General features: G+C 36.9%; 11 protein-coding genes. 1 reads left to right on the top strand and 10 read right to left on the bottom strand.

What is annotated here, in order from left to right:
• Positions 1–41 precede the first annotated feature (41 nt).
• Positions 42–1,841, top strand: coding sequence for a glycoside hydrolase family 15 protein (locus L1I30_RS09060; protein WP_236133958.1), 1,800 nt, complete (start codon positions 42–44; stop codon positions 1,839–1,841).
• On the opposite strand, the gene L1I30_RS09055 is transcribed toward L1I30_RS09060, so the two are convergent.
• From L1I30_RS09055 to L1I30_RS09010, 10 genes are all read right to left on the bottom strand, one after another.
• Positions 1,838–2,881 carry a mechanosensitive ion channel family protein gene (locus L1I30_RS09055; protein WP_236133957.1) on the bottom strand — a complete coding sequence of 348 codons (1,044 nt, stop codon included), beginning with the start codon at positions 2,879–2,881 and terminating at the stop codon, positions 1,838–1,840. The genes L1I30_RS09060 and L1I30_RS09055 overlap by 4 nt on opposite strands.
• A gap of 158 nt (positions 2,882–3,039) precedes the next feature.
• Positions 3,040–4,089 (bottom strand): zinc metalloprotease, encoded by a 1,050-nt coding sequence (locus L1I30_RS09050; protein WP_236133956.1) that lies wholly within the window; start codon positions 4,087–4,089, stop codon positions 3,040–3,042.
• Between the two features lie 161 nt (positions 4,090–4,250).
• Positions 4,251–6,059, bottom strand: coding sequence for an acyl-CoA dehydrogenase FadE (locus L1I30_RS09045; RefSeq protein WP_236133955.1), 1,809 nt, complete (start codon positions 6,057–6,059; stop codon positions 4,251–4,253).
• Positions 6,060–6,146: 87 nt separating this feature from the next.
• A complete protein-coding gene (locus L1I30_RS09040; protein WP_236133954.1) occupies positions 6,147–7,337 on the bottom strand; it encodes an acetyl-CoA C-acyltransferase in 1,191 nt (396 codons plus the stop codon).
• Between the two features lie 82 nt (positions 7,338–7,419).
• Positions 7,420–9,825 carry a 3-hydroxyacyl-CoA dehydrogenase/enoyl-CoA hydratase family protein gene (locus L1I30_RS09035; protein WP_236133953.1) on the bottom strand — a complete coding sequence of 802 codons (2,406 nt, stop codon included), beginning with the start codon at positions 9,823–9,825 and terminating at the stop codon, positions 7,420–7,422.
• 66 nt (positions 9,826–9,891) lie between these two features.
• Positions 9,892–10,344, bottom strand: a complete 453-nt coding sequence (locus L1I30_RS09030; RefSeq protein ID WP_236133952.1) for a MarR family winged helix-turn-helix transcriptional regulator — start codon at positions 10,342–10,344, stop codon at positions 9,892–9,894.
• 167 nt (positions 10,345–10,511) lie between these two features.
• Positions 10,512–12,287, bottom strand: coding sequence for an AMP-dependent synthetase/ligase (locus tag L1I30_RS09025; RefSeq protein WP_236133951.1), 1,776 nt, complete (start codon positions 12,285–12,287; stop codon positions 10,512–10,514).
• 126 nt (positions 12,288–12,413) lie between these two features.
• A complete protein-coding gene (gene purL, locus L1I30_RS09020) occupies positions 12,414–16,073 on the bottom strand; it encodes a phosphoribosylformylglycinamidine synthase (protein WP_236133950.1) in 3,660 nt (1,219 codons plus the stop codon).
• A 183-nt stretch (positions 16,074–16,256) separates the two neighbouring features.
• A complete protein-coding gene (locus L1I30_RS09015; RefSeq protein WP_236133949.1) occupies positions 16,257–17,603 on the bottom strand; it encodes an endonuclease in 1,347 nt (448 codons plus the stop codon).
• A gap of 12 nt (positions 17,604–17,615) precedes the next feature.
• A complete protein-coding gene (locus L1I30_RS09010; RefSeq protein WP_236133948.1) occupies positions 17,616–18,830 on the bottom strand; it encodes an RsmB/NOP family class I SAM-dependent RNA methyltransferase in 1,215 nt (404 codons plus the stop codon).
• Positions 18,831–18,899: the final 69 nt, after the last annotated feature.

Genomic DNA, 18,899 nt, shown 5'->3' with positions numbered 1-18,899 from the left:
ACATTCGTTCCACCATCATTTTTAAAGAATTTTATGATTATATGAAGAATTTAGACTACGGAATAATAGGAAATTGTAAGAGTGCTGCACTGGTTTCAAAAACAGGTTCATTGGAATGGTGTTGTTTACCAAATTTTGACTCGGCAGCGGTTTTTGCTAAATTATTAGATGAAAAAAAAGGCGGAAGCTTTGAATTAAAAGTTACAGAAGATTATAAAATAACTCAGGAATATCTCTGGGGAACCAACATATTAAGTACCATTTTCGATAATGGATCCGATGCTTTTCAGCTAATAGATTTTATGCCTCGGTATCAACGTGACGATAGATCATATTATGCGGCGCCTGATGTTATTCGATTTATCCGATTATTAAAAGGAAAACCTTCATTTAAAACCTTGTATAATCCTAAATTGGATTTTGCCAGGGAGAAGACTTACAATGAAAATAAAGGGAATTATATAAAGAGCTATACTACTGAAGGAAAATATGATTCTCTTTTCCTATATTCAAGTTTCGATCTTGATGCTATTTTAGAACAAAAAGAGATCGAGCTAACCGGGAATGCGTACTTTTTAATGGGATATCACGAAAAATTGATCGAACAATCGTTAGATAGAACGTATCTTAAATACCAGCGCACCAAGACTTATTGGATGAACTGGAGCGAGCATACCACGAAATATAAACACTATAACGAAGAAATATTAAGAAGCGCTTTAGTGCTTAAAGCTCTTACCTTTAAAAAATCTGGTGCTGTACTTGCAGCAGCTACCACATCGCTTCCTGAAACTATTGGAGAAGAGCGAAATTGGGATTACAGATTTTGCTGGATACGAGATGCCTCTATGGTAATTAAAGTAATGGCCGGGTTAGGACATGCTAAATCGGCTAAAGATTTCTTACAGTTTATTATTAACTTAATACCTCATAAGGATGAAAAGATCCAGATTATGTATGGTATTAATGGAGAGAAGAATCTAACCGAACATATATTAGACCATTTAGATGGCTACGAAGGCTCCAAGCCTGTACGTACCGGGAACGCTGCCTATATACAGAAACAGAACGATATCTATGGAATATTGATGGAAGTTATCTATCAGCAATTTGTTCAGTTTGATACTAATCTGGAAAACAGTGAGGAGTTATGGACAGTGGTGAGAGGTATTGTAAATATAGTAGAGGAACATTGGCAGGAACCTGATAAGGGGATATGGGAACTGCGGACAGAAGATAGGCATTTTGTGTTTTCCAAGTTGCTATGTTGGGTGGCAGTAGATAGAGCAGTTAAAATAGGAGAGATTCTTAGAAAGGGGATAAATGATACAAAGTGGATTTCTTTAAGAGCTGAAATATATGATGATATCTACAAGAATGGATGGAATGAAGAGGTGCAGGCATATACGCAATCTTACGGATCTAAAGACTTAGATGCTTCCACACTTTTAATGGAGAATTATGGGTTTATTGAAGCTTCAGATCCTAGGTTTATAAGTACTGTTAAGGCAACAGAAAGGGAGCTTTCTCGAGATGGTTTAATGTATAGATATAAGAATAAAGATGACTTTGGTGAGCCTACTTCATCTTTTACCATTTGTACTTTCTGGTTTATAGATAGTTTATATAAAATAGGAGAAACACAAAAGGCAAAAGAACTTTTCGATAAGCTATTATCCTATAGCAATCACTTAGGATTATTCAGTGAGGATATCGATTTTGAGACGAAGCGATTATTAGGAAATTTCCCACAGGCATATTCACATTTAGCCTTAATTGAAACTGCAACCAATTTCAGTAAAGGAGTGTTACCGCAGGAAAGCGCTGCTGTAGCGTTCTAACCTTCTTTGGTGTCTAATACTAAGCGGGATTTAGGTAAACTATCTGGGAAATTTTCCTTGATGTAAATAAGAAGATGCTCTCTAACATAGACTCTTAAATCCCATGCGGTTGGCGAATCTTTTGCACTCATGAGTGCCCGTAATTCTACAGATTTTTCAGTGGCATTGGTAACTTGTAATACATTCACTTTTTTATCCCATAGAGGAGAACTTTCCAGTAAACGGGTAAGTTCTTCTCTTAACTTTCCAAAGGGGATATCATAATCTGTGTAAATGAAAACGGTTCCCAAAATATCTGATGAATTTCTGGTCCAGTTCTCAAAGGGTTTTTCAATAAAATAAGTAGTAGGAAGGACCATACGGCGTTTATCCCAAATTCTAACTACCACATATGTAAGGGTGATCTCCTCGATCCATCCCCATTCTTTTTCAACTATTACAACATCATCCAATCTAATAGGTTGGGTAATGGCAATTTGAATTCCAGCCAGTAGCGTACCTATGGCTTTTTGGGCTGAAAATCCTAAAATAAGTCCGGCTATCCCAGCTGAAGTCAGTACACTTATACCTATAGAACGTATGTTGTCGAAACTCATAAGTGCAATTCCAATAGATAGTATAATGATTATAAATATGATGATGTTTTCAAGAATCATGAATTGTGTGTAGACTTTTCTGGCTTTCAGATTGTTTTCTGATGTAACATCATATCGGGAAAGCATTCTGTTTTTAAATACCTTTAAAACAATAATAAGTATCCATGTAACACTTAGAATAATTCCTAATATACTAATATGACCAACTAGAATAGAGGTGTATTCAAATCGGAAAATATTACTGATAACCGCAATTTGAGCTAGGAGAGAAGCCAAAAAGATAATTAATGGAACCTTTATTCGGTTAGCGAAATTTAAGGGGAGAATGTTCTTAGGATCCTTTCCAATCTTTTTGAGAATGAAAAAGCTGAGATAAAAACTAGATATCAATAGTATAACACCTGTAATAAGGTATGTCAAGAAATTAGAATTGGTTGAAAGCATAAGGACATATCAAATTTTACATTTTTAAAAAGATACCATTAATTTACGGGTAGCTATAAACATTAAAATTATTTTAACCTATCTGCTTTTCGGAAAGGAGAGAAATTAAAAGCCACCCTTAGTTGGGTGGCTTTTAATATAAATTTTATAAAAACTGTTTAGTTTGCCATTGCAGCTCTTGGCCCACCGCTGGCAAAAACAGTTCTAAGTCTAGATTTTTGACCTTCAGAGAACATGTACATACATTCATCATTCGTGTAATCCATGTAATTCATTGTCATATCGTTTGATCGACAATTAGCAGTTGGATAAGAAGGGCATCCATAATTTGGAGCGTCAGAAGAAGGCGTATCGGCAACGAAATCATCTTGGTTACATCTTCCATCTCCCCAGATATGACGTAAATTCAAGTAATGTCCAACTTCATGTGTAGCTGTTCTACCTTTGTCAAAAGGTGCAGCAACATAACCGGTATTTCCAAAATATTGAGGCCCAATTACTACACCATCAGTAGATGCTGGACCTCCAGGAAACTGAGCGTATCCTAAAATTCCACCTCCAATATTACATACCCAGATGTTTAAAGTATTTGCTGGGGTAACTGGAGGGTAAACAAGTTTTACCTCATCATTCGTTCCCCAAGAAGATTTTGAGTTACTGTAACGGCGAACTTGAGAAAGAGTAAATTGAACTTCAGAATCTGCTACTAATGAAGCGAATTCTGACGGAACACTATTTTTATCGCTATTAGTAGCCCTAAAATCACTGTTTAATATTGAAATTTGCGAATTAATTTGAGCATCTGAAATATTTTCCTGAGAATTACTGTATACTACAGTTACTACAACTGGAATTGTAATTACCCCAAGATTATCGGCTGGTGGAGTAGTACCACCGCCACCTGATCCGGGCTTTCCTTTTCCATTTCCGGAAGATTTGGCTAATATAGAACGAGTTTTATGCTCGATATCATACATTTTTTGATAGAGCTTTTCGTCTTGATTTAATAAGCGGTTAAGATTTTTCATGGAATAGCATTCCTTTGAATTGGGGGCTTTGTTGGTTTCAAGGCTGGCATCGGTGTATACATAAAAATCGCTCATATCTACCTTTTCCTGAGCTTGTTCGGATAAATTGGAAGGTTGTTCTTCTTCACAGGATGTAAACAATAGGGCTAAGGCAGCCATTCCCAAAATTAGTTTTTTCATTTAGTAAGTTTTTATAGGTTTAGTTTGCCTAATATATAAACTTTATTAACATAGTTTAACAAAATGTTATCTTTTGAGTCTTTTTAATGCATATTTCATCGATTAAAGGAAATAAAAAAGGCCACTTTTCCAAGTGACCTTTTTACAATATTTACAATAATCTAGAAACAATACTTGTTTTCGGTAGTAAGCTTATCAGCAATAGTATTTCTTAATGCCACTACGTTCGGTTGATTTTGATACTTCGTGAAGCGTTTTAAGCCCATTAGCATCATTCTTTGCTCATCACCTTCTGCAAAAGATACAATCCCTTCTTTGGCCTTTTGAGTTACAATATCTACAGCATGGTAAAGATACAGTTGAGACATTGCAATTTGTTCTGTCTGCTTATTCTCCCCAAAACGTTTTGCATTTTTCTCAGTTCTCAAAATAGCTGATTCTGCCATATAGATCTCAATAAGGATATCTGCTGAAGCTAATAGCAGTTGTTGGTGTTCTTCCAGCTGAGGTCCAAATTTTTGAACTGCACTTCCAGCCACCATTAAAAATACCTTTTTAAGGTTTTTTAAAATCTCTTTTTCTTCAGCGAATAATTGAGAATAATCTGGTTTATCGAATGATGGAATTCCCGTTAACTCGTTTCCAACAGCAGTAGCCGGACCTAACAGGTCCACATGTCCTTTCATTGCTTTTTTAACTAACATTCCCACTGCAAGCATACGGTTAATCTCGTTGGTTCCTTCATAGATCCTTGAGATACGAGCATCACGCCAAGCCGATTCCATTGGTGTATCTGCCGAAAAGCCCATTCCACCAAAAACCTGGATTCCTTCATCACTACAATTTTGAATATCTTCAGAACATGCTACTTTCAAGATAGAACACTCAATAGCATATTCTTCCACACCTTTCAATTCTGCTTCCTGATGAGAATTTCCATCCTTCATTCTCAAAGCGATCCTGTCTTCAATGTTCTTAGCAGCTCTATAAGAAGCCGATTCACCAACATAGGCAGAAGTTGCCATTTCAGCCAACTTCGATTTAATAGCACCAAATTTCGCAATAGGAGTATCAAATTGAATTCTTTCATTAGCATATTTAACCGATCCGTCTGTTACGCGGCGTTGTGCATCAAGACAGGCGGCAGCTAATTTAATTCTACCAACGTTTAGAGCGTTCATGGCAATTTTAAAACCATCACCTCTTCCTCCTAACATATTCTCTGCCGGAACTTTGGTTTCATTGAAAAACACTTGTCGAGTAGAGGAGGCGTGTATACCTAATTTTTTCTCTTCTTCTCCAAACGTTATCCCGTTAGAAGTGTCCTTTTCAACTATAAAACCTGTAATGTTCTTATCATCCTCAATTCTTGCGAATACAATAAAAAGATTTGCAAAACCCGCATTAGAGATCCACATCTTTTGTCCGCTAATAAGGTACTCCTTACCGTCTTCAGAAAGTACTGCCTTTGTTTTTCCAGAATTAGCATCACTTCCCGCTCCCGGCTCAGTTAAGCAATAGGCTCCAAACCATTCTCCGGTAGCTAATTTAGGTACATATTTTTTCTTTTGCTCTTCAGTTCCATAAAGGGTAATTGGCATGGTTCCAATTCCTGTATGGGCTCCAAATGCGGTGGCTATAGAACCGGTCGCTCCAGAAATATAGTCGCATACAAGCATGGTAGAAACAAAGCCCATTCCAAGCCCGTCATACTCCTCGGGAACAGCAACTCCTAGAAAACCAAGTTCTCCAGCTTTGTTCATTATTTCTTCGGTAAGGGCATAGTTCTTTTTTTCAAACTCTTCCTTATTAGGCCAGATCTCACGATCTACAAACTCCTTTACCGAATCTTTCATCATCTTTTGCTCCTCATTGAAATCTTCAGGAGTAAAAACATCCTCACAATTGGTTTCTTTTACTAGAAATTGGCCACCGCGAAGTAATTCTTTGTTTTCTGTTTCTGTGCTCATTTTTATTGTTATTAGAAAGAGATATCAGTTTCCAAAAAAGCCAATATCTATATAATATTAATTAAAGGTTTAGTTGGTCATTCTTATTTATGAAAGGAATTCGTAAACTCCGGCAGCTCCTTGTCCTGTTCCTACACACATGGTTACCATGGCATATTTATTCTTCAAGTCGCGCTTACGCATTTCATCAAAAATTTGAACAGATAGTTTAGCTCCGGTACATCCTAGTGGGTGGCCCATTGCAATGGCTCCTCCATTCACATTCACGATATCTTGGTTAAGACCGAGTTCTCTAATTACTGCTAATGACTGAGATGCAAATGCTTCGTTCAATTCAAATAACTCTATTTGATCTTGTTTCAAACCTGCTTGTTTTAAAGCTTTAGGAATAGCGTGTACTGGACCTATCCCCATAATTCTTGGTTCTACACCAACGGGAGCATAACTAACCATTCTGGCAATTGGCTCTAAATTGAGTTCTTTTACCATTTCTTCACTCATTACCATTACAAAGGCAGCTCCATCACTCATTTGTGAAGAATTTCCAGCGGTAACACTTCCTCCATCGGCAAATACTGGTCTTAGTTTACCAAGAATCTCTTTTGAAGTATCTGCTCTTGGCCCTTCATCTTTGTTAACTACGTAAGATTTGGTTTGCTTCTTATTATTATCATCCACGTAAGTTTGCTCAATAGTAATAGGAACAATTTGGTCTTGAAACCTATTTTCTTTTTGGGCTTTCAAAGCTTTTTGGTGGGAATTGAATGCAAATTCATCTTGATCTTCACGATTCACATTGAATTTATTCGCCACCGCTTCCGCAGTCAGTCCCATTCCCCAGTAATAGTCTTCGTGACCTTCCTTAGCAAGTTTATAATCGGGAACCGGCTTATATCCTCCCATTGGAATATAACTCATACTTTCTGCTCCTCCTGCAATAATACAATCTGCCATTCCAGATTGTATTTTTGCTGAAGCGATAGCGATGGTTTCTAAACCTGACGCACAATACCTGTTGACAGTCATTCCAGGAACATCTTCTATTTTAAGCCCCATCAGGGAAATAAGTCGCCCTACATTCAAACCTTGTTCGGCTTCCGGCATGGCGTTTCCTACAATTACATCATCAATTCTTTTTTTGTCAAATTGCGGTAATTCATCCATCATATACTGAATGGTCTCTGCCGCCAATTCATCAGGTCTTTTGAATCTGAACACTCCACGTGGGGCTTTCCCCACTGCAGTTCTATATGCTTTTACTATGTATGCTGTTTTCATTATTTTAGATTTTAGATATTAAATTTGAGAGTGAAGAGAGTTTTTATGTATACTTCTTCGCCGCTTGATATTCGTATGGAAATTAATTTCTAAGCGGTTTCCCTTTTTTCAACATATGCTCTATTCTTTCTAAAGTTTTTCTTTCTCCGGTAAGTGAAAGGAAAGCTTCACGTTCAAGATCTAATAAGTATTGTTCGCTTACGTAAGAGTTCTCAGAAAGATCTCCTCCAGCCATTACATAGGCCAGTTTATTTGCAATTTTCTTATCATGTTCGCTAATATATTTACCGGCATACATTTGGTCGGTTCCTACGTAAAAGGCACCTAAAGCTTGTTTTCCCAATACTTTTATATCTGTACGCTGAATAGGCTGAGTATAACCGGTTTCGGCCATTAGTAAAGCGTGCTTTTTAGCAATTGCAAGTTGACGATCTGGATTTACAACAACTATATCTTTTCCTTTTTGTAAGATATTAGTATCGTAAGCTTCATAGGCCGAAGTGGATACTTTGGCCATAGCTATGGTTAAGAAGTGTTCTCTCAACCTATTCAATTCCACATCATCTTTTTGATATGTATCTGAAGCTCTTAGGGTCATTTCTTTTGAACCACCTCCACCTGGAATCACACCTACACCAAACTCTACAAGTCCAATATAAGTTTCAGCAGCAGCAACTACTTTATCGGCATGAAGGGATAATTCGCATCCACCTCCCAACGTCATAGCATGTGGGGCAGCTACTGTTGGGATGGATGAATAGCGCATTCTCATCATAGTATCCTGGAAATATTTGATAGCCATATTAAGCTCATCATACTCTTGCTCTACAGCCATCATAAAGATCATTCCGATATTTGCTCCTACAGAGAAATTTGCTCCGCTATTAGCAACTACCAATCCTTGATAATCTTTTTCGGCAATGTCGATGGCTTTATTCAAACCATCTAATACATCACCACCAATGGAATTCATTTTACTTCTGAATTCCAGATTTAAAATACCGTCTCCAAGATCTTCCAGTACCACTCCGCTGTTCTTGAAAACTTCTTTTGATTCTCTAATATTATCTAGAATAATAAAGGCATCCTGTCCTGGAACTTTTACTTGTTCCTTTTTAGGAATATCGTAATAATAAGTGTTTCCTTCTTTTACAGTGTAAAAACTCTTACTGCCACTTTCTAACATTTCAGTTACCCAAGCTGCAGGAGTATAACCTTCAGCTTTCATCATTTCAATGGCTTTTTCCACACCTATTGCATCCCAAATCTGGAAAGGACCGTGTTGCCAGCCAAATCCTGCTTTCATGGCATCGTCAATCTTGTAAAGCTCATCGGTAATTTCCGGAATTCTGTTAGAAACGTATGCAAATAGGGAAGAGAAGCTCTTACGATAAAATTCTCCTGCTTTATCTTTACCTTTCACCAAAACCTTAAAGCGATCGGCAACATTATCTATTGTTTTGGTAAGTTCTAAAGTTGCAAAAGATGCTCTTTTTTGAGCTCTATATTCTAAGGTGTTAAGATCTAAGGACTGAATTTCACTTGATCCATCTTCTTTCTTTATCTTCTTGTAGAAACCTTGTCCCGTTTTACTTCCTAACCATTTTTTCTCCATCATCGAGTCGATGAAATTCGGAAGGGCAAAAAGGTCGTGCGCTTCATCATTAGGCACTCCCTGATGTAAGCCATTTGCTACATGTACCAGAGTGTCTAGGCCTACTACATCTACAGTTCTAAAGGTGGCAGATTTTTGACGGCCAATTACTGGGCCGGTAAGTTTATCTACCTCTTCAATAGTCATATCCATTTCCTTAACGGTATGAAATAGACTCATAATGCTGAAAATACCAATTCTGTTCCCAATAAAGGCCGGAGTATCTTTTGCTACTACCGATTTCTTTCCAAGGAACTTTTCACCATATTCATTCATGAAATCTAAAACTTCCTGAGAGGTTTGTGGCCCAGGAATGATCTCGAACAATCTCAAGTATCTAGCAGGATTAAAGAAATGTGTTCCACAGAAATGCTTTTGGAAATCTTCGCTTCTTCCTTCAGACATTAAATGAATTGGAATACCTGAGGTGTTAGAGGAGATAAGCGTTCCTGGAGTTCTGTGCTGTTCTAATTGATCGAAAACCTTTTTCTTTATATCAAGTCGCTCTACAACTACTTCAATAATCCAATCTACATTGGCAACTTTTGCGATATCATCTTCTAAATTTCCTGTTTTTATTCGCTTTGCAAAATCAATGCTATATATAGGAGAAGGTTTAGATTTTAAAGCAGCCTGTAACGAGTCGTTAACTAGGCGGTTTCTAACTACTTTATCCTTTAAGGTCAAGCCTTTTTTCTCTTCTTTTTCTGTAAGTTCTCTAGGCACAATATCTAAAAGGAGTACCTCTACACCAATGTTGGCAAAATGACAAGCAATACCGCTTCCCATAATACCGGAACCAATAATGGCAACCTTGTTGATTCTTCTTTTCATTTGTTGTTTTATTTAGTATTTAAAAAAAGCCTCACCCTAAATTAACAAGGGGGAGGCTTTATATATTTATTTTGAATTGATTTCCTGTTTGTAGATCTGTTTGTTTGAAATAAGATCCATAATAGTATTTGCAACTTTAATAAAGGTTTTTAACTCTTCTTCTGAAATAGCTCCTTTTACAGCTTCATCAAACTGAAGAACGACCCCTTTTGAAAAGTCCCGCATCTCTTTCCCAAAATCGGTAAGATATAATAATACACTTCTTCCATCTTTGGGGTTTCTCTTACGAATAATTAAGCCTTTTTCCTCCATTGATTTTAATATTCGGGATAAGCTGGTTGCTTCCATGCCCATCTTTGGGCCTAACGAGGTAGAGGGGGTACCTTTTTCCGGGTCTATACTTAATAATGCAAAACCTGTGGCCATCGTACTACCGGCTTTCCCGGCTTCTTCATTATACATTTTGGAAACTGCCATCCAAGTGGCCCGCAATACATAATCGATGGTTTTTTCTTTCATAATAAATCTTGATGAGATCAAAGTTATGAAAAATTATTATGCATGCATAATAAAAATATGAAATATTTTAAATTCCCAATTAATTCACTTAAAATTACATTAAAACAACAAAAAAACTCCTCTTAGTAGAGGAGTTTAACAAATTCTTAATCTAAACCTTATTAATTCTACCGTTCGTAGATTTTATTGTAAAGTTCTATATATCGCTCTTTGATGTATCTGCGCTTTAATTTCATGGTAGGAGTAAGGGAATCGTTTTCTATGCTCCATACATCTGGGGTGAGTTCAAAACGTTTGATTTTTTCCCAATGACCAAATTTTGCATTATAAAAGTCCACTTCTTCCTGAATACGAGCAATTACTTCAGGATTGGCTATAAGTTCTTCATTGCTCTTTCCAAGATCAAGGTTTTTACGTTGTGCCCATTCTTCCACAAACTCGAAATTAGGCTGAATGAAAGCGGCCGGCATTTTTTCGCCCTCCCCAATAACCATTATTTGTTCAATAAATCTTGATTGTTTCATGGTGTTCTCAATCATTTGAGGTGCCACATACTTACCTCCCGATGTTTTGAACATTTCTTTCTTTCTATCGGTAATCTTTAAAAAACCTTCGGCATCGATCTCGCCTATATCTCCGGTATGAAAATATCCATCAGTGTTTATGGCTTCTCTTGTTTTTTCTTCATCTTTATAATACCCCATCATTAAATTAGGGCCTTTGGTAAGAATTTCTCCATCTTCTGCAATAACAACTTCCACATTGTCTATTACTTTTCCTACTGTACCTATTTTAAAACCGTGGTTTCTTTCATCGTTCACAGCAATTACCGGAGAGGTCTCTGTTAGTCCGTATCCTTCCATAACAGGAATCTCTGCTGCAGCAAAAACTCTGGCAAGCCTTGGTTGTAAAGCTGCACTTCCCGACACAATAAGTTCTATATTTCCGCCTAAACCTTCTTTCCATTTAGAAAAGATCAATTTTCTGGCAAGGCTAAGTCTGGTTTCATACCACCAACCATTTGCACCGTACGGTTCATATTCCAAACCTAATTCAACAGCCCAGTAAAATAATTTTTGTTTGATACCTCCAAGTGCAGTTCCTTTGGCTATAATCTTATCGTATACCTTCTCAAGAAGTCTTGGAACAGCAGTGATTACATTCGGTTTTACTTCCTTCAAGTTGTCACTTATCTTATCTATAGATTCTGCAAAATAAATGGATACACTGTAATACTGATATAGATACAGGATCATTCTTTCAAAGATATGACAAACCGGTAAAAAACTTAGCGCAACAAATTTTCCCATTTCAAAAGGTACTCTTGGAGCACTATTTAAAACGTCGCTTACAATATTTTGGTGTGAAAGCATAACTCCTTTTGGTCTTCCTGTAGTTCCGGAAGTATATATAAGAGTAGCAAGATCAGTAGATTTTACTTGTTTTTTCAGTTTTTCAACCTCATCCTGGTTGCTTTTATCTTCTCCTAAATCAAGAACCTCTGTCCAGTGTTTACAGCCTTCTATTTGGTCAAAGCTATAGACTTCCTTTATTTTAGTATTATGCTTTACGGCATTTAGTTTTTCTAAAACTTCGGTATCTGAAACAAAACAATAGGTAGCCTCACTGTGGTTTAGAACATATTCATAATCTTCTTCAGAAATTGTAGGGTATACCGGTACATTTTGCGCTCCAAGTTGGAGCACTCCTATATCCATAACATTCCATTCATTTCGGTTTGAAGAAGAGATTACAGCAATTTTATCGTTAGGCTGTACTCCTAATCTTAAAAGTCCTCTACTTATAGCATTGGCCCTGTCAATATATTGTTGTGTGGATAAGGTTTCCCAAATACCATTATATTTTGTACCCAGGGCTTTCTCCAAAGGATGATTTTCTAACTGAAAATATGGAAAATCAAAGAGTCTTTTAATTTCGATCATGTGTTTATATGAATATTAGGTTTTTCGCAAAATAGCAATTTTGCAGGCTATTTCAAATCTATTTTTTAAAAACTGAAGGTATATTTTCTTATCTCTTCAATTTTGGTCTTAATATAGTGAATATTATTAATGAGTTTCTAGCCATTCTTTTGCATTTACAAATGCCTGTAACCATGGAGAAACTTCATCTTTTCTTTCTTTTGGATAATAAGCCCAGTTCCATTGGAAAGTAGATCGCTCAAAATGCGGCATAGTTACTAAGTGCCGCCCCGTAGAATCGGTTAACATAGCAGCATTGAAATGGGAACCGTTAGGGTTAGCAGGATATTCTTCATAACCATACTTTCCAACAATATTATAGCTGCTTTCTTCTAAAGAAAAACTGAATTTCCCTTCTCCATGCGCTGCCCAAATTCCTAATTTACTTCCTGCAAGACTTGATAACATTACGGAATTATTCTTTTGAATTTCAACACTGGTAAAGTTACATTCAAATTTATGCGATTTGTTATGCAGCATTTTTGGACGTTGTTGATGCTCTGGATTAATAAGTCCTAATTCAATAAATAATTGGCAGCCATTACAAACTCCAAGCGATAAAGTATCTTCTCTTTTGAAGAAGTTATCTAATGCCTCTCTTGCTTTTTCATTATATAAGAAAGCCCCGGCCCAACCTTTTGCACTTCCAAGTACATCCGAGTTAGAGAAACCTCCTACAGCCGCAATAAATTTAATGTCTTCCAGAGTTTCTCTTCCGCTAATAAGATCGGTCATATGAACATCCTTTACATCAAATCCGGCAAGGTGCATGGCACGAGCCATTTCGCGTTCAGAATTAGAACCTTTTTCACGAATAATAGCTGCTTTTATTCGAGGTTTGCTATTATCTAATTTAGGTAGTTTTCCATCGAAGTTCTCTGGAAAAATAAACTCTAATGGTTGATTTTTATAATTTTTGAAACGTTGAGTGGCCATATCTGTTCCACTCTGTTTCTTATCTAATAAGAAAGAGGTTTTATACCAGGTATCGCGTAAGTCTTCAATGCTTAAGCTGAAGTTATTCTCTCCATTTTTAATTGAAAGTGTTTTTCCTTCAATAGGTGCACCTATTTTAAAGAATTCGATATTGTTTTTAGCTAAGATATCTTCAACTGAAGTATTTTTAGCCTGAAATACTATTCCACAGTTTTCATTAAAAAGCAGCTTTACGCTATCACTTTCATTTAAACCTGAAAGATCCAAATCAGCACCTAAATTGGTATTAGAAAAACACATTTCTAATAAGGTTGTAATCAAACCACCTGAGGCCACGTCGTGTCCGGCAAGTATTAAATCATCTTTAATAAGGCCTTGAATAGTATTAAAGGTAGTGCTAAATTGCTTGGCATCTTTAATAGTTGGAACTTCTGTCCCTATCTTATTTCTAGTTTGCGCAAATGAAGAGCCTCCTAATTTGAAAGTGTCCTGAGACATGTTAATATAGTAGATATTTCCTTCAGGCTGGAGTACAGGTTCAACCACTTTAGTAATATCATCACAATGCCCGGCAGCAGAGATAATTACTGTTCCTGGGGCGAGTACATCTCCGTCTTTATATTTTTGTTTCATAGAAAGGGAATCCTTTCCGGTAGGTACATTTATTCCAAGTTCTAGTGCAAAGTTAGAAACGCCTTCCACAGCGTTATAAAGACGGGCATCTTCACCTTCATTATTACAAGGCCACATCCAGTTTGCTGATAATGAAATAGATTTCAATCCTTTTTCTAAGGGAGCCCAGATAATGTTAGATAAAGCTTCGGCAATAGAATTTCTTGATCCTGCAACCGGATCTACCAAAGCGGAAATAGGGGAGTGTCCTAATGAAGTAGCAACTCCTTCTTTTCCTTTATAATCCAAAGCCATTACTCCACAATTGTTCAGAGGTAATTGTAGTTCACCCGCTGTTTGTTGTTTAGCAACACGACCACTTACACAGCGGTCTACTTTATTGGTAAGCCAATCTTTACAAGCAACGGCTTCTAATTGTAACACATCTCTCAGGTAATCCTGAATGTTCTCTTGAGAGTATTCTAGATCCTTATAATTGCGAACAATACTAGTATCGTTCATGATTACTTTGGGAGAACTTCCAAACATATCTGCTAGAGCTAGATCCATGGGCTTTTCTCCCGTAGTCCTACTTTGGAAGATGAATTTGTGATCTTCAGTAACTTCTCCAACATTATACATAGGAGTACGCTCTCTTTGGGAAATTCGTTGAAGAGTACTTAAATCCTTCTCGGCGATAAGAAGTCCCATTCGCTCCTGAGACTCATTTCCTATTATTTCTTTTGCTGAAAGTGTGGGGTCTCCCACCGGGAGCATATCAAGATCGATATTTCCTCCAGTCTCCTCGACTAATTCACTTAAACAGTTCAAGTGTCCACCTGCACCATGGTCGTGAATAGAGATGATAGGATTCTCTTCTCGCTCCACCATTCCTCGAATAGCATTAGCAGCTCTTTTTTGCATTTCCGGATTGGCACGTTGTACAGCATTCAGTTCTATACCACTGCTAAACTCCCCGGTATCGGCAGAAGAAACGGCGGCTCCACCCATTCCAATTCTATAGTTTTCACCCCCAAGTACCACAATTTTATCTCCTTTTTTAGGAACTTCCTTGATGGCTTGATCTGCTTTGCCATACCCAATTCCACCGGCAAGCATAATTACTTTATCATAACCCAGCACTCTGTTTTCTTCTGAATGTTCAAAAGTTAGTACAGACCCTGTAATTAGGGGCTGACCAAATTTATTTCCAAAATCTGATGCTCCGTTGGATGCTTTTATTAAGATGTCCATAGGAGTTTGGTATAACCATGCTCTTTCTTTAACTTCTTTCTCCCAAGTTCTATCTTCATCCAAACGAGAATAGGAGGTCATGTAAACCGCTGTTCCGGCAAGCGGAAGTGAACCTTTCCCACCTGCAAGTCTATCTCGAATCTCACCACCACTTCCGGTAGCAGCACCGTTGAAAGGCTCCACGGTGGTAGGGAAGTTATGAGTTTCAGCTTTTAGAGAGATTACCGATTCGAAATCTGAATTAATGTAATAATCTGGAATATCTGCAGATTTCGGAGCAAATTGCTCTACTACAGGTCCTTTAATAAAGGCAACATTGTCTTTATAAGCGGAAACGATCTCGTTTGGGAATTCTTCTGAAGTTTTTCTAATGAGCTTAAATAAACTGGAAGGTTTTTCTACACCGTCAATAACAAAAGTTCCGTTAAAGATCTTATGTCTACAGTGTTCTGAATTCACCTGAGAAAACCCAAAAACTTCAGAATCTGTTAGTTTGCGTTCCAGTTTTTTAGAAAGTCCTTCTAGGTAAGAAATCTCTTCGCTACTTAGCGCTAAACCTTCCTGACTATTAAAAGCAGCAATATCTTCAATCTCCAATACAGGTTGTGGTTGTGCATCTACTGTGAAGATATTTTGATCTAAACCTTCGAACTTTTGAGAAAGCATCGGGTCATAATCGTTATAATGAGAATCGATTTCTAAGAATTCTTCAATTCTAAGAATTCCTTTTATTCCCATTGTTTGAGTGATTTCAACTGCATTTGTACTCCAGGGAGAAACCATAGCGGCACGAGGTCCAACAAAAAAATCTGCCAATGCAGATTTGTTTAGAAGTTGAGCGTCGCCAAAAAGCCAGTTTAATTTTGAAATATCTTGAGCTGTAAGAGCCGTGTGAGTTTCTACGGCATAAACCTTAGGGGTTTGAGTTCCAAAAAAAAGGATCATTCTAGGTGATTTAGTGTTGTTGTGTTAGCGCAAATTTATGATTTTTTTAAAAGATTTTCGGCCAATAAAAAATATAAATAATAGGCTAGCTGAATAAGTATTTCCATTAGTAATAATACTTTTAGCGCTCCAAATATTATTAGTAGATAAGTTTTTATACTATTGAAGACGAGGGTTTTGCTTCTAATTTTGAGAACCTATATCGTTAAGGTCCTTATGAGGAACCACATCCCATTCTGCACGAATGTATTTAGAGGAAGGGTTTTTAATGCTTGATTTTCTTCTTAAGATAAGGTCCTTGCCGAAATTTTCAGGACTATTAAAATTTCCAATAATATCGATAAGTCGGTTATTTTTAAACAACCCAATGGGATCATTTCCATTAAAATTAAGGGGGGAGCCTGTGTGCTCAATATCGGCCTCTTCTAATAGTTTGGCTAAAGTAGCTTCCTTGTTTATGATAACATAAACATCATTTGCAGGGATAGTTCCATCTAGATTTAAAGCATCTGTCCATTTCCCGGTACCATTAGCTTGTTTTTTAATACTATATCCATTCAATGCTATGGGTTTATCGGTGAGATTAGCAATTTCTATGGCTTTGTTATTACCCATGTTCCCTTCAACATATTCTGAAAATATGATTTGAATCTCTGAGTTCACTGTATGGTTCTTCTGGGTACTTACTTCTTCTCCTTGTTTGTTGGTGCTCTTCCATCTGTTCTCAGCAGCTTTACTGTCCCAGATAAGCGTTGCAAAATAAGGATTATCAATAAAAGGATTTCTATTTCCCTGGGCTTCCATGATGCGCTCGTTTCGTTGGATTTCCAGATCTGAAACAGGGTCTAGCACATTCCATTTAAGGAACAAATTTAAATTGCCCATATCCTGAAAATTCTCATTATACCTTAAATGCATATACATTATAATTCTGGCTACATCACCTATCCATTCATCTCCCGGATACCAGTTTTTATAATTTACATGTTTGTAAGTTCCTTTTCCGTCTACAAATGAATAATTACTTCTCTTTTTATTTATTTGAATATCTGCGGTTACCAGATTATGCAGGTCGGCTTCAGCATTGCTGTTCAAATAATACTTTGGGTAAACATGTTCTGTATTAAAGGTTTGTTTGGAATAGGAATTAGAACCAGAAGCATGCTCTCTGTTGTTTCTGCTTTCTCCACTATAAAACAGAATTACATTATTAGAATTTTCGGAATCCTTATTGGCATCATAAAGATGATCGTGACGCTCGTAATACTGAAGAAAATTGGAGTGCTTTGATATTGTTAGAACAGAGAGTTGCTCTTTTAATTCTCTTTGTGTTTTTGTGAAGTCAATATCGGCGTAGTAAGAGGAAAGATTAGAAGGAATCTCTATGTTTCCTTCAATTTGATGTGTAGAATTAAAGGCTTCCTCCTGATAATTGCTATTGGGATCAGATCGGCATGAACTTAAAATTAAAAGAATAAAAAATAAGAAGTATTTCCCTTTATTTAATATTCCTTTAATTTTAAAAATCATGATCTAATAATTTTATTTAGCTTTTTCTAATAAGGCCATATAGAATCCGTCATATCCAGATTCACTTGAAAGTACTTTTTTGTCTTTAACAAGTTTAAAATCTTTTCCTTCTTCTCTGTCGAGAAACTGAGCTACCTGCTTTTCATTTTCAGAAGGTAAGATAGAACAAGTTGCATAAACCATTTTTCCTCCGGGTTTAAGGATTCGGGAGTATTGATCTAAAATATCTGATTGTGTTTTCTTGATATTATCAATGAACTCCGGCTGAAGTTTCCATTTTGCATCCGGATTTCGACTTAGTACGCCAAGTCCGCTACAAGGAGCATCAATTAGCACTCTATCTGCCTTCCCGTATAATTTCTTTACAACTTTAGAAGAGTCGATTACGCGGGGTTCGATATTGTGAGCACCAGCACGTTTTGCTCTACGTTTAAGTTCCTTTAATTTATTTTCGTAGATATCAGTAGCTATAATCTGGCCTTTATTCTCCATCAAGGCTGCAATATGAAGAGTCTTACCGCCAGCACCGGCACATGTGTCTACTACCCGCATTCCTGGTTCTACGTCAAGAAATCTCGCTACAAGTTGAGAGGAAGCATCCTGAACTTCAAAATAACCTTTTTGAAAAGCATCAGTTATAAATACATTAGCGCGTTCTTCCAATTGCAGGGCATCGGGATAATCTTTTATAGGTTCAGTTGCAATGCCTTCATCCTTTAAGATGCTTCGTAATTTATCGCGGGTTATATTTAAAGTGTTCACTCTTAGCACAACAGGAGCCTGCTCATTTAAAGCATGAATTTCTTTTTCCCAGGTTTTTTCACCTAATTCTTTTACCCCCAATTCGTCCATCCAATCTGGAATAGACTCCCGGTATTTCCTAATTTGACTTAATTCATCAAATTTTCCTTTAATACGGCGACTTGGTACTGGTTCAAATTGTTTCCAATCGGGTATAGTTATACCTCTTAAGGTTGCCCATACTGCAAAAAGGCGGAACAGGTTTTCACGTGAATATGGAGCCTTTACCTCGGCTATTTCAGAATATAAACGTTTCCAACGTACAATATCATAAGTGGTTTCGGCAACAAAACTTCTATCTCGAGATCCCCAGCGCTTATCGCGTTTAAGAGTGTTCTGAATAACTTTATCGGCATATTTTTCCTGATTAAAAATTTCGGAAAGGGCATCAATGGTTGCAAATACTAAATTTCGGTGTAAGCGCATAGTTTAATTTTAAGGCTGCAAAGGTACTTAAAATTGCCTGCGAATATTTTATATTTGGATCAAATTCTC

The sequence above is a fragment of the Gillisia lutea genome, from assembly GCF_021568705.1.
Classification (GTDB): domain Bacteria; phylum Bacteroidota; class Bacteroidia; order Flavobacteriales; family Flavobacteriaceae; genus Gillisia; species Gillisia lutea.
Note: the sequence above shows the minus strand (reverse complement) of the source record. Positions and strands in the feature narration are given on the sequence as shown.

What these genes read in the sequence shown, in the direction of transcription:
- L1I30_RS09030 (WP_236133952.1), bottom strand. Translation starts at nt 10,344, where the DNA reads ATGAAAGAAAAAACCATCGATTATGTATTGCGGGCCACTTGGATGGCA.
- L1I30_RS09050 (WP_236133956.1), bottom strand. Translation starts at nt 4,089, where the DNA reads ATGAAAAAACTAATTTTGGGAATGGCTGCCTTAGCCCTATTGTTTACA.
- L1I30_RS09025 (WP_236133951.1), bottom strand. Translation starts at nt 12,287, where the DNA reads ATGATCGAAATTAAAAGACTCTTTGATTTTCCATATTTTCAGTTAGAA.
- L1I30_RS09015 (WP_236133949.1), bottom strand. Translation starts at nt 17,603, where the DNA reads ATGATTTTTAAAATTAAAGGAATATTAAATAAAGGGAAATACTTCTTA.
- L1I30_RS09010 (WP_236133948.1), bottom strand. Translation starts at nt 18,830, where the DNA reads ATGCGCTTACACCGAAATTTAGTATTTGCAACCATTGATGCCCTTTCC.
- L1I30_RS09040 (WP_236133954.1), bottom strand. Translation starts at nt 7,337, where the DNA reads ATGAAAACAGCATACATAGTAAAAGCATATAGAACTGCAGTGGGGAAA.
- L1I30_RS09055 (WP_236133957.1), bottom strand. Translation starts at nt 2,881, where the DNA reads ATGCTTTCAACCAATTCTAATTTCTTGACATACCTTATTACAGGTGTT.
- L1I30_RS09060 (WP_236133958.1), top strand. Translation starts at nt 42, where the DNA reads ATGAAGAATTTAGACTACGGAATAATAGGAAATTGTAAGAGTGCTGCA.
- L1I30_RS09045 (WP_236133955.1), bottom strand. Translation starts at nt 6,059, where the DNA reads ATGAGCACAGAAACAGAAAACAAAGAATTACTTCGCGGTGGCCAATTT.
- purL (WP_236133950.1), bottom strand. Translation starts at nt 16,073, where the DNA reads ATGATCCTTTTTTTTGGAACTCAAACCCCTAAGGTTTATGCCGTAGAA.
- L1I30_RS09035 (WP_236133953.1), bottom strand. Translation starts at nt 9,825, where the DNA reads ATGAAAAGAAGAATCAACAAGGTTGCCATTATTGGTTCCGGTATTATG.